Genomic DNA, 15,756 nt, shown 5'->3' with positions numbered 1-15,756 from the left:
CCGTCAGGTCGTCCGGTTGCCTGCCGGAGGTGTGACCCGGGATGCCGCTCGCGCGGACGCTGGGTCCCAGGCCCCAACATCCACAGGCGGATGTTGTGAGCTTGCCGGCCAGGTCCTTACAGTGACACTGGGACACGGGTAATATGCTGGAAAATTACATCCCCATCCTGATTTTTCTTGGTATCGCCACCGGTCTGGGCATTGTCCTGCTCCTGGTGGGGTTCATCCTGGGCCCGCAAAACCCGGATGCGGAGAAGAATTCCCCCTATGAATGCGGTTTTGAAGCCTTCGAAGATACCCGGATGAAGTTTGATGTCCGCTATTATCTGGTGGCCATCCTGTTCATTATCTTCGACCTGGAGATTGCCTTTCTCTTTCCCTGGGCAGTTGCCTTGACGGATATCGGGCTCTTCGGCTTCTGGGCCATGATGGTCTTCCTGGCCGTTCTCGTAGTCGGCTTTATCTACGAATGGAAGAAAGGTGCTCTGGAATGGGAGTAGAAAACGGCGTTGTTGAGAAGGGCTTTGTCACCACCAGCGTGGACAAGCTCTACAACTGGGCCCGAACCGGTTCCATGTGGCCCATGACATTTGGCTTGGCCTGCTGTGCGGTGGAAATGATGCACTGTGGTGCCGCTCGCTATGACATGGACCGCTTCGGCGTGATTTTTCGTCCCAGCCCGCGTCAGTCCGATGTGATGATTGTGGCCGGCACCCTCTGCAACAAGATGGCCCCGGCGCTGCGCAAGGTCTATGACCAGATGGCCGAGCCCCGCTGGGTCATTTCCATGGGGTCCTGTGCCAATGGTGGTGGCTACTATCACTATTCCTATTCGGTGACACGCGGTTGTGACCGGGTGGTCCCGGTGGATATTTACGTCCCCGGCTGCCCGCCGTCTGCAGAACAGCTGCTCTACGGCATCATGCAGCTTCAAAATAAGATTCGCCGCACCAACACTATTGCCCGTTGATCAGGTCGCGACATGACTAAGTGGATTGAATCCCTGAACGAGGCGGTTTCCGAACGCTTCGGTGACAAGCTCCAGCGCGTGGAAAACCACGTGGGAGAGCTCACCTATGAGGTGGCACCGGAGGATCTGAAATCCGTCTGCCAGGCGCTGCGAGACGAGAAGCCATTCAACTTTGAACAGTTGATTGATATCGGCGGTGTGGATTATCTCGCCTACGGCAAGAGCCAGTGGGCCACCGATAAAAGCACCTCCCTGGGTTACAGCCGGGGGGTGGATCGAACTGAATCCCATGCCTTTGCCACGCCCGATGAGGCGGCGGACATGGAGAAGCGCTTTGCGGTGGTTTATCACCTGATGTCGATTTCCCAGAACCAGCGCCTGCGCCTGCGCTGCTGGTGTCCTCCCCAGGATCCGCCTGTCATCGATTCCGTGGTGGACATCTGGGCCGGCGCCAACTGGTTCGAGCGCGAAGCCTTCGATCTCTTCGGTATTCTTTTCAGTGGCCACCCGGACCTGAGGCGGATCCTCACAGACTACGGTTTCGTGGGGCATCCCTTCCGCAAGGACTTCCCACTGATCGGCAATGTGGAAGTGCGCTATGACCCGGAGAAGGGTCGCGTGGTTTATCAGCCGGTTTCCATTGAGCCCCGTACCACCGTTCCCAAGGTGATCCGTCACGATCACCAACATGTGGAAGGCTTCAAGGAGTCCTCCCGCGATGCCTGAGATTCAAAGTTACACCATGAACTTCGGGCCGCAGCATCCGGCGGCCCACGGCGTGCTTCGCCTGATCCTGGAAATGGAAGGGGAGGTGATTCGTCGGGTTGATCCGCATATCGGTTTATTGCACCGGGCTACGGAGAAACTGGCGGAGAACAAGCCCTATAACCACAGTATCGGTTATATGGACCGTCTCGATTACGTGTCCATGATGTGCAATGAGCACGCCTATGTGATGGCCATCGAAAAGCTCATGGGGGTGGAACCGCCCATTCGGGCCCGCTATATCCGGACCCTGTACGACGAGCTGACTCGCATTGCTAACCATCTGCTCTGGATCGGTGCCCACGGCCTGGATATCGGTGCCATGACGGTATTCCTGTATGCCTTCCGGGAACGTGAAGACATCATGGATATGTACGAGGCCGTATCCGGTGCCCGGATGCACGCCACGTATTATCGGCCGGGCGGCGTCTATCGGGACCTTCCCGATGCCATGCCCAAGTACGACTACTCCAAATGGCGTAGCAAGAAGGATGTGGACCGCCTCAATGAGGCTCGGGAAGGCAGTCTGCTGGATTTCATTGAGCACTTCGTGGACCGCTTCCCCGGCTGTGTGGATCAGTACGAAACCCTGCTCACCGACAACCGGATCTGGAAGCAGCGTACCGTGGGTATCGCCCAGGTGAGTCCGGAACGGGCCCTGCAGCTGGGCTTTACCGGGCCCATGCTGCGCGGTTCCGGCGTGGAGTGGGATCTGCGCAAGAAGCAGCCCTATGAAGTCTACGACAAGCTGAATTTCCAGATTCCGGTGGGTACCAACGGCGATTGCTACGACCGTTACCTGGTCCGCATTGAAGAGATGCGTCAATCCGCCAAGATCGCCAAGCAGTGCATCAAGTGGCTGCGGGAGAATCCCGGCCCGGTGATGGGGGACGATCACAAGGTGGTGCCGCCGCGTCGCTGGGAAATGAAAGACAGCATGGAAGCCCTGATTCACCACTTCAAGCTGTTCACGGAAGGTTATGTGCTGCCGGAAGGCGAGACCTATGCCGCAGTAGAAGCACCCAAGGGCGAGTTCGGTATTTTCCTGGTCTCCGACGGGGCGAATAAACCCTACCGCGTGAAGATCCGCGCCCCCGGTTTTGCCCATCTGTCCGCCATGGATGAAATGTGTCGTGGCCATATGTTGGCCGACCTGGTGGCGGTGATTGGTACTCAGGATATCGTGTTCGGGGAGATTGACCGGTGAAGTACAAGGCCACGAAAGAATTCCTGCCCGAGGACATGCGGGCCTATATCGATCGCTGCATCGGCAAGTATCCGGAAGGGCAGCAGCGCTCCGCGGTGCTGGATGCCCTGCGGGAAGCCCAGCATCACAACGGCGGCTATCTCACTGAAGAGTGGATGGACGCGGTGGCCCATCATCTGGGGCTGCCGCCCATTGATGTCTATGAGGTGGCCACCTTCTATTCCATGCTTGAAACCAAGCCGGTGGGTCGCAACAAGATTTCCATCTGCACCAACATCAGCTGCATGCTCAATGGCTCCGATGAAATCGTCGAGCACGTGGAGAAGAAGTTGGGTGTGAAGGTGGGCCAGACCACTGAAGATGATCGGATTTTCCTCAAGTGCGAGGAAGAGTGCCTGGCCGCCTGTAAAGGGGCGCCCATGATGATGGTCAATCACGAATACCATGAGAATCTGACTCTGGAAAAAGTGGATCAGATTCTCGACGGCCTGGAGTAATCGGGATGCAGGATACTTCCATCTGCTACAAGACGCTGGGTCAGGATAAGCCCCATACCCTTGAGACCTATCTCAAGCTGGGTGGCTATGAGGCCTGGAAAAAGATCCTGAAGGAAAAGATTTCGCCGGGGGACGTGGTTGAAGAAGTCAAGGCGTCCGGCCTGCGCGGCCGGGGTGGTGCCGGCTTTCCCACCGGCCTGAAGTGGAGCTTCATGCCCAAGGATTTCCAGGGGCAGAAGTTCGTGGTTTGCAACTCGGATGAAAGTGAGCCGGGCACCTGCAAGGACCGGGATATCCTCCGCTACAACCCCCATGCCGTGATTGAAGGCATGGCCATCGGCGGTTACGCCATGGGTGCGACCATCGGTTACAACTATATCCGTGGCGAATTCGAGCACGAACCCTATCAGCGCTTCATGGAGGCCCTGAAAGAAGCCTATGAAGCCGGCTTGCTGGGCAAGAATATCCTGGGCTCCGGTGTGGATTTCGATCTTTACGATCACCTGGGTGCCGGTGCCTATATCTGTGGTGAGGAAACCGCACTGCTGGATTCCCTGGAAGGCAAGAAGGGTCTGCCGCGCTACAAGCCGCCGTTCCCGGCCCAGAAGGGTTTGTATGGCCAGCCCACCACGGTGAACAACACCGAGTCCTTCGCCCAGGTACCGGATATCATTCGAAATGGCGCGGACTGGTTTAAGGCCTTCGGTACCGAGAAGAGCGGCGGCCTCAAATGCTTCTCCGTCAGCGGGCATGTTCAAAATCCAGGTAACTTTGAAATCCCCCTGGGTACGCCCTTCAAGGATCTATTGGAGATGGCCGGCGGCATCCGTGAAGGTCGCAAGCTTAAGGCCGTGATTCCGGGTGGGTCTTCGGTGCCCGTGGTGCGGGGTGAGAACATGCTCAAGGCCAATATGGACTATGAGTCCGTTCAGGAACACGGCTCCATGCTGGGTTCGGGTGCTGTGATCATTATGGACGACTCCACCTGCATGGTTCGCGCCCTGGAATGCATTTCCCGCTTCTATTTCGCCGAATCCTGCGGCCAGTGTACCCCTTGCCGGGAAGGCACCGGCTGGCTGAACCGGGTGCTGCGCCGCATGCTGGCGGGCCAGGGACGCTCCTCGGATCTGGAGCTGCTGGTTAGCGCTTCCAACGGGATCATGGGGCATACCATTTGCGCCCTGGGGGATGCCGCGGCCATGCCGGTGAAGAGTTTCCTGGAACAGTTCCCGGAAGAGTTTGAATACCTGATTGAGAATGGTCGACCCATGGTGGGTCCGGCCCGTCCGGCGCTGCCCCAGGCCGGTCCCCATAATCTGGGTTTTGCCGTTTGAGGCAGCCAATGGTTTCGACCGGGCGGATGTCCGGTCCCCTTATAGATGCAAGCGGATATGAGCGACGAAACCGTCAAGTTTGAAATCAATGACAAGCCGGTGGAAGGCCGCAAGGGTCAGATGCTGATCGAAGTGGCGGATGAATACGGCGAGCGTATTCCCCGCTTCTGCTATCACCGTAAGCTGTCCGTGGCCGCCAACTGCCGTATGTGTCTGGTGGAAGTGGAAAAGGCGCCCAAGCCGTTGCCTGCCTGTGCCACTCCGGTAGGGGAGGGCATGAAGGTCTATACCCATTCCGCCAAGGCCTTGTCCGCCCAGAAGAACACCATGGAGTTCTTGCTCATTAATCATCCCCTGGACTGCCCGGTCTGTGACCAGGGTGGGGAGTGTGAGCTGCAGGATCTGGCATTGGGTTTCGGGCGGGATATTTCCCGCTATAACGAGGGTAAGCGCGTGGTTTCCGACCCGAACCTGGGTCCCCTGATCTCCACCGACATGACCCGTTGCATCCACTGCACCCGCTGTGTCCGCTTCACCGAGGAAGTAGGTGGCTTCAAGGAACTGGGGGCCACCGGTCGCGGCGAGCACATGCGTATCGGTACCTATATCCAGCGCACGGTGGATCACGAGCTTTCCGGCAATGTGATTGACCTGTGCCCGGTGGGCGCACTGAACAACAAGCCCTTCCGCATGCGTGGCCGCTCTTGGGAAATGACCCAGCATGCCACCGTGACGCCCCATGATCCGGTGGGTACCAATATCTGGGCGCACACCCTACGCGGCGATTTCCTGCGGGCCGTGCCCCGGGAGAACGAGGGGATCAACGAGACCTGGATCGCCGATCGCGACCGTTTCAGTTGTGAAGGGATCTATAGCCCCGAACGAATTAAGAAGCCATTGCTTCGTCGCAATGGCGTGCTGGAGGAAGCCAGCTGGGAAGAAGCTCTGGAGGCGGCGGCCAATGGCTTGAAAGAAACCATTGACCGGCACGGTGCCGAGCAGTTGGGCGCCCTGGCAGCCCCGGGTTCCAGCCTGGAAGAGTTGTTCCTCTTCCAACGCCTGGTTCGCGGTCTGGGCAGTCACAATATCGACCATCGCCTGGGTCAGGGAGATTTCCGCAGTGACGATATCGCACCGGCCTTCCCCGGCCTGGGAATGAAGATCAGTGAAGTGGAAGATCTGGACAGCGCCCTGGTGGTGGGTTCCAACACCCGCAAGGAAGCCCCCATGTTGGCCCACCGCATCCGCAAGGCGGTCCTCAATGGCGCACGGGTGGGTTTCGTCAATCCGGCGGAATATGAATTCCTCTTCCCTCAGGCGGGGTACAAGAACTGCCATGGTGCGGAACTGGTCCAGGGTCTGGCGGAAGTGGCCGTTGCCCTGGCTGAGCGCGCCAAGCAGGATTTGCCGAAAGCGGTTGCCGGCTTGACCGAAGGGGTGAAGGCCGACGAGACGGCGCATTCCCTGGCCGAAGCCCTGCTTGACGGTGATAAATCGCTGCTGCTGCTGGGCCCGCTGGCTCGCTCCCATCCCCAGTGGGCGGAGCTGGAAGCCCTGGCCAATGCCATGGCCGAGTTGTCCGGTGCCACCCTGGGTCATCTGCCGGAAGGCGGCAATGCCGTCGGCGCCTGGCTGTCGGGGGTCTTGCCCCATCGCCAGGCCGGCGCCAAGGCCAGTGACTCGGCCGGTCTCCATGCCCGTGCCATGCTGGAACAGCCGCGTCATGCCTATCTGCTGATGGGCGTGGAGCCCGAACGGGAAGCCTGGGACGGCGGGCAGGCCATGAAGGCCCTGAATGAGGCGGAAATGGTGGTGTCTCTGTCCACCTTCCGCAGCCCCGGCCTGGAAGAATACGCCGACGTGGTGCTGCCGGTGGGTAGCTATGCGGAAAGCTTCGGCACCCTGGTGAATGCCGAAGGCCGTTGGCAGAGTAGTGGTGGTGTGATCAATCCGGTGGGTGAATCCCGGCCCGCCTGGAAGGTACTGCGTGTCCTGGGCGAGCTGTTTGATCTGGATGGCTTCGAGCAGATGGATGCCGAAGCCGTTCTGGCGGATGCCCACCAGGCAATCGGCGAGGTGGATAGCAACACCCGCAGTCGCGGCGAGGTCACCTTGGAGAAGGGTCGTGTCGGCAAGGGACTCTGGCGAGTGGGCGAGGTCCCGTTGTATGCAGTGGACGCATTGATTCGCCGGGCTCGCCCGCTGCAAAACACCGTGGACGGGCGTGCCATGATCCGCCTCAATCCCAAGGATGCGCAAAAGCTCGGTCTGGAAGACGAGGGCCAGGCCCAGGTGGGGCACAATGGCCACCGGGTCGCCTTGCCGGTGAGCGTGGATGAGGGCGTCCCCGTCGGCAGCGTGGTGGTGCCCCAGGGCACACCGGTGACGGCCGGACTCGGCCCGCGCCACGGTGCGATCGAGGTTGAAAGACTTTAGTTGCTGAATCGGGGCCCACGGGCCCAGTCGGGGCACCGCCCATGTGGCGGAAGCCGGAACCGTTCGGAAGTACACAGGAATCACGAACGCGATGACGGATTTTTTCATTAATCAGTGGGAAGCCTTGCCGCCTGCCTTGCAGACGGTAATGGTAGCGACGGGGCAGATCGGCCTTCTCCTTGGGGTGCTGATCCTGCTGGTGGCTTATTACACCTATGCCGAGCGGCGGGTGATTGGGGCCATGCAGGGTCGTATCGGGCCGGACCGGGTAGGCTACAAGGGCCTGCTGCAGTGTTTCGCCGACGTCATCAAGCTGGTGCTCAAGGAAGTGGTGATTCCCAGCAATTCCAGCCGCTTCCTGTTTCTGATCGCCCCCTTGCTGTCGCTGGCGCCGGCCTTTGCCGCCTGGGCCGTGATTCCCTTCGATGACGGCATGGTGATTGCCGACATCAATGCCGGTCTGCTTTACCTCTTGGCGCTCACTTCCCTGAGTGTCTATGGGGTGATCCTGGCCGGCTGGGCCTCCAACTCCAAGTACGCCTTTTTGGGTTCCATGCGTTCGGCGGCCCAGATTGTGGCCTATGAGATCGCCATGGGTTTTGCCTTGGTGGGGGTGTTGATGGCTTCGGGGAGCTTGAACCTCAATGACATCGTACTTCGCCAGGAAGGTAATATCTTTACCTGGTTCTGGCTGCCCCTGTTCCCGCTTTTCCTGGTTTATTTCATCTCTGGCGTGGCCGAGACCAACCGCGCGCCGTTTGATGTGCCGGAAGGGGAGTCGGAAATCGTGGCCGGTTTCCACGTGGAATACTCGGGTACCGGTTTTGCGATCTTCTTCCTGGCCGAATACGCCAACATGATCCTGATCTCGGCGCTGACGGCCCTGTTCTTCTTTGGCGGCTGGTTGAGTCCCATCCAGGGTGTTCCAGTGATCGGGGATACCTTCCTGGGTGAAAGCAGTATTCTCTGGTTCGCTGTGAAGACCTTCTTCTTTATGTTTGTCTTCCTGTGGTTCCGGGCCACCTTCCCCCGCTACCGCTATGACCAGATCATGCGCTTGGGCTGGAAGGTGTTCATTCCCATCACCATCGTCTGGATCGTGGTGCTGGGTGGCCTGATCATGGGTGAAGTCGGACCCTGGTTCAATTGAGGCTGAGATGAAAGTTATTGGCAACTACATCAAGAGCCTTTTCCTGCTGGAGCTGCTGGCTGGTCTACGACTGACGTTGAAGCATTTCTTCAGCGCGAAGACCACGATCCACTATCCCGAGGAAAAGACCCCCAAGTCGCCGCGCTATCGCGGACTGCATGCCCTGCGGCGGTATCCCAATGGCGAAGAGCGCTGCATTGCCTGCAAACTCTGCGAAGCGGTGTGCCCGGCCTTGGCCATCACCATTGATTCGGAGATGCGTGATGACGGTACCCGTCGCACCACCCGCTACGACATCGACATGTTCAAGTGCATCTATTGCGGCTTCTGTGAAGAAGCCTGCCCGGTGGATGCCATTGTGGAAACGAGTTTCACGGAATTTCATTTCGAGGAGCGGGGCCAGCAGATCCTGAACAAGGACAAGCTGCTCGCGATTGGTGACAAGCTGGAACCGCAAATCGCCGCTGACCGGGCTGTGGAAAACCAGTATCGCTGATTGAAGGGGCGCCTATCGGAGGCGCGAAAGAACCCAGCGGAGAAATCTAGGCATGGAATTAGTGGTCTTTTATGTATTTGCCGCCCTGGTGGTCGGGGCCGCGTTCGGGGTGATCCTGTCGCGGAACCCGGTCCATTCGGTGCTCTTTTTGATCATGTCCTTTGTGTTCAGCGCCGGGCTTTGGATCTTGCTGGAAGCGGAGTTTCTGGGTATCGCCCTGATTCTGGTTTACGTGGGTGCGGTGATGGTGCTGTTCCTCTTTGTTGTCATGATGCTGGATATCAATCTGGCGTCTCTCAAGGGGAGCTTCGCCCGTAATGCACCGCTGGGTGCCGTGGTGGCGGCCGCACTGGTGGGCATGATGGTCTATGTGATCTGGGTTCGGGATTTGGGCATCGAAATGATGGAGCGGCCCGAACGGGCACCGGCGGATTACGATAATACCGGCGCCCTGGGCCAGCTGATGTACACCGAATATGTCTATCCCTTTGAGATTGCCGGCATGATTCTGCTGCTGGGCATTGTGGCGGCCATCGGGCTGACCATGCGTCGTCGGGAAGGAACCAAGCACCAGGACCCGGCCAAACAGGTTCAGGCACGTCGTGAAGATCGGGTTCGGCTGGTGGATATGCCGACGGAAAAGAAAGATTGATCAGCAGCATTTAACAGACTTTCAGGGGGTCTGATGATTACGCTTTATCACTATTTGATTCTGAGCGGCGTTCTGTTCAGCTTGAGCGTGGCCGGAATCTTTATTAACAGAAAAAATGTTCTGCTGCTGCTGATGTGTATCGAACTGATGCTGCTGGCAGTGAATACGAATTTCATCGCCTTTTCCTATTTTCTACAGGATCTGGCCGGGCAGATATTCGTCTTCTTCATTCTGACGGTGGCCGCGGCGGAAGCCGCCATCGGGCTGGCCATACTCGTGGTTCTGTTCAGAAACAAGAACAGCATCAATGTGGAAGATTTGAATACCATGCGCGGTTGATGTCCGCAGGCTGATACGGGCTTGGACACAAGGCAATTCTTACTTCGATTGGGAAGTCTGGGATGGAAAACGTCTATCTGACAATTGTGCTGGCACCCCTGGTGGCCGCCATTATCGCCGGTTTCTTTGGTCACAAGGTGGGCCGGGCCGGTGCGCACTGGGCCACCATCATTGCTGTGGGCATCGCCTTTTTGCTGTCGCTTTGGGTGTTTTGGCAGCAGTGGGTCGGTGATGCCGCCGTATTCAACGGCTCTGTCTACACCTGGATGGTCAGTGAAGGTGTCCGTTTTGAGGTGGGCTTTCTAATCGATCGCCTCTCGGCGATGATGATGGTGGTGGTGACCTTCGTCTCCCTGATGGTTCACATCTACACCATCGGCTATATGAAGGATGATCCGGGCTACCAGCGCTTCTTTGCCTATATTTCCCTGTTTACCTTCGCCATGCTGATGCTGGTGATGTCCAACAACTTTCTCCAGCTGTTCTTCGGCTGGGAAGCGGTTGGCCTGGTGTCCTATCTGCTGATTGGTTTCTGGCACAAGCGACCCTCCGCCATCCATGCCAATCTCAAGGCCTTTTTGGTGAACCGGGTGGGTGACTTCGGTTTCCTGCTGGGGATTGCCGCCATTTTTCTCTATTTCAACAGTATGGATTACATGGAGGTCTTCGGCGCGGCACCGGATGTCTCCGGCGAGACCATGTCCATATTTGGCGGCCTGGAATGGTCAGTGCTCACCGTGATCTGCATCCTGCTGTTTATTGGTGCCATGGGTAAGTCGGCCCAGGTGCCATTGCATGTCTGGTTGCCGGATTCCATGGAAGGCCCCACGCCTATCTCGGCCTTGATCCATGCCGCCACCATGGTGACTGCGGGTATATACATGGTGGCCCGCATGTCGCCGCTGTTCGAGCTTTCCGTGACGGCCTTGAGCGTGGTGATCACCATCGGTGCCATTACCGCCCTGTTCATGGGACTTCTGGGCCTGGTGCAGCATGACATCAAACGGGTGGTGGCATATTCCACCTTGTCTCAGCTGGGCTATATGACCGTTGCCCTGGGGGCGTCGGCCTACGCGGCGAGTATTTTCCATCTCATGACCCACGCCTTTTTCAAGGCGTTGCTGTTCCTGGCGGCCGGCTCGGTCATTATCGGCATGCATCATATTCAGGATATGCGCCAGATGGGCGGGTTGAGAAAATACATGCCCATCACCTACGTCACCTGCCTAGTGGGGGCGCTGGCGCTGATCGGCTTCCCGGGTTTCTCCGGCTTCTTTTCCAAGGACGGGATCATCGAGGCGGTGGCCCTGTCCGAGATCCCCGGGGCCGGTTTTGCCTATTGGGCCGTTCTGATCGGTGTCTTTGTCACCGCACTGTATACCTTCCGGATGTTCTTCCTGGTCTTCCACGGCAAGGAGCGCATGGACGAACATACCAAGCATGACCTCAAGGAAAGCCCCTGGGTGGTCACCGCCCCCCTTATCCTGCTGGCGATTCCCTCGGTCATCATTGGAGCCCCGTTTGTCAGCTCCATGCTACTGGGAGACTTCTTCACCAACAGCATTCATGTGGCGCCCGAGCGGGATGTGCTGGGCATGTTGGGCGAAAAGTATGACGGGGCCATGGCGCTTCTGAGCCATGGTTTGGTGGCCGCGCCGGTCTATCTGGCCTTGGCCGGTGTGGTGGTGGCCTGGTTCCTCTATCTCAAGCGGCCTGATCTTCCCGGGAAACTGGCCACGGCCCTTGGGCCGGTCCATCGCCTGCTGGAAAACAAGTATTACTTCGATGCCTTCAACGAGAAGGTGATCGCACCTGCCAGCCGTGGCCTTGGCCGGCTGTTCTGGCAGGTGGGCGATGTTCGCTTGATTGACGGGCTTATCGTCAACGGTTCCGCTCGCCTGGTTGGCTGGATTGCGGGCGCGGCCCGTCGTGCCCAGACCGGCTTCCTGTATCACTACGCATTTGCCATGGTCATCGGCCTTGCGGCCCTGTTGGCCTGGCTCATCCTCCGTTGATCGGACGAAAAGGGATTGCACGCAATGTTTGAAACCCTGCCACTGCTCAGTCTCCTGATCTGGCTGCCGATCTTCGGCGGGATCGCAGTGCTTGTCGTGGACCGCCTGGGATTGGGCGATGTCCGCTGGTGGGCCCTGGGCATTTCCTCCGTGGTCTTTATTCTGAGCATCCCCCTGTGGACTGGATTCGATACCACCACGGCGGCGATGCAATTCGAGGAACGGCTGCCCTGGATTGAGACCCTGGGTGCTTATTACCACCTGGGCGTGGACGGCTTGTCCATGCCCATGATCCTGCTGACCACCTTCATGACCGTGCTGGTTGTGATTGCCGGCTGGGTGGTGATTCAGTATCGGCCTGCCCAGTATTTTGCCGCCTTCCTATTCCTGGAAGGTTTTACCATCGGCGTGTTTTCCTCCCTGGACGTGGTTCTATTCTACGTCTTCTGGGAAGCTCTGCTGATTCCCATGTTCATCGTCATCGGCATATGGGGCGGGGCGGATCGGGTGTACGCCACCATCAAGTTCTTCCTGTACACCTTCTTCGGTTCGGTGTTCATGCTGGTCTCCTTTATTTACCTTTACGGGCAGACCGGCAGTACCTCGGTGCTGGATTTCCATCTGGCGCCGTTAAGCATGATCGAACAAAAGCTGATCTTCGTGGCCTTCCTGCTGGCTTTCGCCGTCAAGGTCCCCATGTGGCCGGTGCATACCTGGCTGCCTGACGCTCACGTTCAGGCACCCACGGGTGGCTCGGTGATCCTGGCGGCCATTCTGCTGAAGTTGGGTGCCTATGGTTTCCTGCGCTTCAGCCTGCCCATTACGCCGGATGCCAGCGCCGAGTTGGCTTGGTTTATCGTTATTCTCTCCCTTGTGGCGGTGGCCTATATCGGTCTTGTGGCGTTGGTCCAATCGGACATGAAGAAGCTCATTGCCTATTCCTCCATTGCCCATATGGGCTTTGCGACCCTGGGCTTTTTCGTGGGCTTTTTGATTCTCGCCAGTACCGGCAGTGCGGACGGTTCGGCCTTCGCCATTCAGGGCGGCATCGTGCAGATGATTTCCCATGGTTTCATCTCTGGCGCCATGTTCCTCTGTGTGGGGGTCATGTATGACCGGATTCATAGCCGCGAGATTTCGGACTATGGTGGCGTGATCAACAAGATGCCCATTTTTGCCGCCTTCATGGTCCTGTTTGCCATGGCCAATGCGGGCTTGCCCGGCACCTCCGGCTTCGTGGGTGAATTCATGGTGATCCTGGCCAGTTTCCGGGCCGATTTCTGGATCGCCTTCGTGGCTGCCCTGACCCTGATTCTGGGCGCAGCCTATACCTTATGGATGGTCAAGCGGGTCATGTTTGGCGAAGTGGCCAATGAGAAGGTGGCCTCCCTTAGCGATATCAATGGACGAGAAATTCTGTTCTTGACGGCATTGGCCGTGCCCACTCTTGTGCTTGGGGTGTGGCCTTCGCCGTTGATTGATGTCATCGCTCCAAGTGTGGAAGCACTTGTGGAACATATGATGCAGAGCAAGCTTTAAGGCGTCCCAGTCTAGGAGTCCCCAGGGATCATGAACTTTGAAATGCCTCAGTTTACGCCCGTCATTCCGGAGATGTTTGTCGCCGGGATGGCCTGTCTGGTTCTGCTGGTGGATCTGTTCCTGTCAGAAAGGAACCGTTTCATCACCCATTGGCTCACCATGGCCACGTTGGCTGGCGGGGCCTTGTTGACCTGGCGAATCATGGGTGATGCGGCCACCTTTACCTTTGGTGGCATGTTCATCGGAGACCAGTTGGCCCACACCCTGAAATTCTTCCTGTATGGCACCCTGGCCGTGGTGTTGGCTTACTCACGCCAGTACCTGATGGATCGTGGCATGTTCAAGGGGGAGTACTACCTGCTCAGCCTGACCTCGTTGCTGGGCATGATGATCATGGTGTCTGCCCACAACTTGCTGGTGGTTTACCTGGGGCTGGAGCTGCTGTCCCTTTCCCTCTACACCATGGTGGCCTTCAATCGGGAGTCTTCGAATTCCTCGGAAGCGGCCATGAAGTATTTTGTCCTGGGTGCCATTGCCTCGGGGGTGCTGCTTTACGGCATGTCCATTCTCTATGGGGTGACCGGCTCTTTGGATCTGACCGATATTGCCGCTTATGTGGAAGAGGCCGAGATCTCCCATATTGGTCTGGCGTTGGCGCTGTCCTTCATTCTGGTGGGTCTGGCGTTCAAGATCGGTGCGGTGCCATTCCACATGTGGATTCCCGATGTTTATCAGGGGGCACCCACGGCAGTTACCTTGTTTGTAGGGGCCGCACCCAAGATCGCGGCTTTTGCCCTGTTCATGCGTTTGCTGGCGGATGGTTTCGGTGGCTTCCATGAGGCCTGGCAGGGCATGCTGATTGTGCTGGCCGTACTGTCCATGGCCGTGGGTAGTTTCCTGGCCATCGCCCAGACCAACATCAAGCGAATGCTGGCGTATTCCACCATTACCCATATGGGCTTCATCCTCATGGGAGTGATGGCGGGTACCACCCTGGGGTATCAGTCCGCTATGTTTTATACCCTGATTTATGTCCTCATGGCTTCCGGCGCCTTTGGCATGATCATTCTGCTGAGCCGCAAGGGCCATGAGGCTGAAAATATTGCCGATTTCCAGGGTTTGAACGAGCGTAGCCCCTGGTTCGCGGCCTGCATGGCCATGCTCATGTTCGGCATGGCAGGGGTGCCGCCCTTGGCCGGCTTCCATGCCAAGCTTCAGGTGATCAATGCGGCCATTGATGCCGGCTGGATCTGGATGGCGGTGGCAGCCGTGATTTTCGCGATCATCAGTGCCTTCTACTATCTGCGGGTGGTGAAAGTCATGTACTTCGATCAGCCGGAAGGGGAGCAGCCCCCGGTGACCGAGTCCAGCCTGGGTTTCAGGGCACTGTTGAGCACCAACGCCTTGGCGGTGCTGGCTCTGGGGATTTTCCCGGGCGCCCTTATGGCGGTATGTGCCCAAGCCTTTATGTGATTTTTCGCCCGGAAGGGAAACTTCTTTCCGGGCTTTCACTCTCAAGTAATACCTTTCTGGCCCCTTTGGACCGGGAGGGGCAATGCAGGCGGATCAGAAGGGGCTTCTTTTTACGCGAACCCCTTGATTGGACTTGCAAACGCAGCGCCTTGTCCCTACAATGGCGTCTTGCCGGATGCGGGGTGGAGCAGTCTGGCAGCTCGTCGGGCTCATAACCCGAAGGTCGCAGGTTCAAATCCTGCCCCCGCTACCACTTTCTACGTGAAAGGCCCCTTTGGGGCCTTTTTCGTTAGCGGCTCGGCCAGGGCTTCGTGCCACGGCCCGGGATGGATGCCATCCCGAACAGTCGGGGCCCTGAGGGGTCGATACTGAAAGGGCCGTGCGGCCCTTTTTTTATATGGATTGCATGACACGCGATGAAAGATGAACTGATTGATTTGCTGGAACCTGCCATTAAAGGCATGGGCTTCGACTTGATCGAGCTGGAGTACAGTGCCGGCGGTAATTTGCTGCGCGTGTTCATTGATGTGGAACGAGGCGTTACGGTGGATGACTGCGAAGCCGTTAGCCGCCAGATCAGCGGCATCCTAGATGTGGAAGATCCCATACCAGGCCGCTATACCCTGGAAGTTTCTTCACCGGGTGTGGATCGCCCCCTGAGGACCCTGGAGCATTTTCGGCACTTTTCCGGTGAGCGGGTCCGTATTCAGCTTGATGGCCCCTTCGAGGGGCGCCGTCGCTTCAAGGGGCATTTGCTCGGTGTGGAAGATGAGATGGTGCAGGTTCAGGTGGATGACAACATCTTTGAGCTGCCCTTTGAGCGTATCGAGAAAGCACGACTTGCACCCAAGCAGTGAGTCGGAAGTCACGAACTGGAGACTGG

Annotated in this window: 15 protein-coding genes and 1 tRNA gene; all 16 read left to right on the top strand. The window is 58.0% G+C overall.

Translation table 11 applies throughout. The features are described 5' to 3' along the window. Positions 1 to 143 precede the first annotated feature (143 nt). Positions 144 to 500, top strand: a complete 357-nt coding sequence (locus J2T60_RS04795) for an NADH-quinone oxidoreductase subunit A (protein WP_253446133.1) — start codon at positions 144 to 146, stop codon at positions 498 to 500. Then, the gene (locus J2T60_RS04790) at positions 491 to 970 is read left to right on the top strand and encodes a NuoB/complex I 20 kDa subunit family protein (RefSeq protein ID WP_253446130.1); all 480 of its coding nucleotides are present in this window, start codon (positions 491 to 493) and stop codon (positions 968 to 970) included. Before J2T60_RS04795 ends, J2T60_RS04790 begins: the two co-directional genes overlap by 10 nt. Positions 971 to 982: 12 nt before the next feature. Further along, positions 983 to 1,696: an NADH-quinone oxidoreductase subunit C gene (locus J2T60_RS04785; RefSeq protein WP_253446127.1), complete on the top strand. Its 714-nt coding sequence runs from the start codon at positions 983 to 985 to the stop codon at positions 1,694 to 1,696. After that, entirely contained in the window at positions 1,689 to 2,942 is a 1,254-nt protein-coding gene (locus J2T60_RS04780) for an NADH-quinone oxidoreductase subunit D (protein ID WP_253446124.1), read from the top strand. The genes J2T60_RS04785 and J2T60_RS04780 overlap by 8 nt, the downstream gene beginning before the upstream one ends. Before the next feature lie 35 nt (positions 2,943 to 2,977). Next, complete coding sequence (locus tag J2T60_RS04775) at positions 2,978 to 3,439, top strand: NADH-quinone oxidoreductase subunit NuoE family protein (RefSeq protein ID WP_253447651.1); 462 nt, start codon at positions 2,978 to 2,980, stop codon at positions 3,437 to 3,439. A 5-nt stretch (positions 3,440 to 3,444) separates the two neighbouring features. Next, positions 3,445 to 4,773, top strand: coding sequence for an NADH-quinone oxidoreductase subunit NuoF (nuoF, locus tag J2T60_RS04770; RefSeq protein WP_253446122.1), 1,329 nt, complete (start codon positions 3,445 to 3,447; stop codon positions 4,771 to 4,773). A 57-nt stretch (positions 4,774 to 4,830) separates the two neighbouring features. Further along, entirely contained in the window at positions 4,831 to 7,209 is a 2,379-nt protein-coding gene (nuoG, locus tag J2T60_RS04765; RefSeq protein ID WP_253446119.1) for an NADH-quinone oxidoreductase subunit NuoG, read from the top strand. Between the two features lie 91 nt (positions 7,210 to 7,300). Then, a complete protein-coding gene (nuoH, locus tag J2T60_RS04760; RefSeq protein WP_374728469.1) occupies positions 7,301 to 8,359 on the top strand; it encodes an NADH-quinone oxidoreductase subunit NuoH in 1,059 nt (352 codons plus the stop codon). 7 nt (positions 8,360 to 8,366) lie between these two features. After that, positions 8,367 to 8,855 carry an NADH-quinone oxidoreductase subunit NuoI gene (nuoI, locus tag J2T60_RS04755; RefSeq protein ID WP_253446116.1) on the top strand — a complete coding sequence of 163 codons (489 nt, stop codon included), beginning with the start codon at positions 8,367 to 8,369 and terminating at the stop codon, positions 8,853 to 8,855. A 52-nt stretch (positions 8,856 to 8,907) separates the two neighbouring features. Next, complete coding sequence (locus J2T60_RS04750) at positions 8,908 to 9,507, top strand: NADH-quinone oxidoreductase subunit J (RefSeq protein WP_253446113.1); 600 nt, start codon at positions 8,908 to 8,910, stop codon at positions 9,505 to 9,507. Between the two features lie 33 nt (positions 9,508 to 9,540). After that, positions 9,541 to 9,846: an NADH-quinone oxidoreductase subunit NuoK gene (gene nuoK / locus J2T60_RS04745; RefSeq protein WP_253446110.1), complete on the top strand. Its 306-nt coding sequence runs from the start codon at positions 9,541 to 9,543 to the stop codon at positions 9,844 to 9,846. A gap of 62 nt (positions 9,847 to 9,908) precedes the next feature. Further along, the gene (nuoL, locus tag J2T60_RS04740) at positions 9,909 to 11,861 is read left to right on the top strand and encodes an NADH-quinone oxidoreductase subunit L (protein ID WP_253446107.1); all 1,953 of its coding nucleotides are present in this window, start codon (positions 9,909 to 9,911) and stop codon (positions 11,859 to 11,861) included. A 24-nt stretch (positions 11,862 to 11,885) separates the two neighbouring features. After that, positions 11,886 to 13,400, top strand: coding sequence for an NADH-quinone oxidoreductase subunit M (locus J2T60_RS04735; protein ID WP_253446104.1), 1,515 nt, complete (start codon positions 11,886 to 11,888; stop codon positions 13,398 to 13,400). 30 nt (positions 13,401 to 13,430) lie between these two features. Further along, positions 13,431 to 14,873 carry an NADH-quinone oxidoreductase subunit NuoN gene (nuoN, locus tag J2T60_RS04730; protein ID WP_253446101.1) on the top strand — a complete coding sequence of 481 codons (1,443 nt, stop codon included), beginning with the start codon at positions 13,431 to 13,433 and terminating at the stop codon, positions 14,871 to 14,873. Positions 14,874 to 15,049: 176 nt separating this feature from the next. Continuing rightward, positions 15,050 to 15,126: transfer RNA gene (locus tag J2T60_RS04725), tRNA-Met, on the top strand. A gap of 163 nt (positions 15,127 to 15,289) precedes the next feature. Then, positions 15,290 to 15,730, top strand: a complete 441-nt coding sequence (gene rimP / locus J2T60_RS04720) for a ribosome maturation factor RimP (protein WP_253446098.1) — start codon at positions 15,290 to 15,292, stop codon at positions 15,728 to 15,730. The last annotated feature ends 26 nt before the right edge of the window (positions 15,731 to 15,756 follow it).

Origin of the sequence: Natronospira proteinivora (genome assembly GCF_024170465.1) — a bacterium.
Classification (GTDB): domain Bacteria; phylum Pseudomonadota; class Gammaproteobacteria; order Natronospirales; family Natronospiraceae; genus Natronospira; species Natronospira proteinivora.
This window is presented reverse-complemented; position numbering and strand designations above follow the sequence as displayed.